Here is a 310-nt window from a genome sequence, read left to right as displayed (position 1 = left end):
GTAAAGGATTCGCTGTAGTGGCCAAGGAAATAAGAAAACTAGCAGAACAATCTTCTCGAGCAGCTAGTGATATCACTGAATCAACATCGAGAATGGAATGTATAACAATAGAAGCGTCTAAGGAGTTTCAGCAAATGCTATCAAAAACAAAATCAACACTTACGATGGCTGCTACTTCCCAGTCTTCATTTAATGGGCTGTTAATTGAAATCGAGAAAGTAAATAATCAATTAAGGTCCATAGAAAAGGATCTTCAAGAATTTGAACAAACACTCCCGCAATTGCACCAATCAGCAATTGATTATTCCTC

1 protein-coding gene is annotated in these 310 nt (G+C 37.1%); it reads left to right on the top strand.

The window, feature by feature from the left end; genetic code table 11:
• Nucleotides 1-17 precede the first annotated feature (17 nt).
• The coding region (locus JKP73_RS22490; RefSeq protein WP_498370539.1) for a methyl-accepting chemotaxis protein at nt 18-310 on the top strand (293 nt) is incomplete at its 3' end.

Source organism: Virgibacillus salexigens, assembly GCF_014905415.1.
Taxonomy (GTDB): domain Bacteria; phylum Bacillota; class Bacilli; order Bacillales; family Amphibacillaceae; genus Virgibacillus; species Virgibacillus salexigens.
This window is presented reverse-complemented; position numbering and strand designations above follow the sequence as displayed.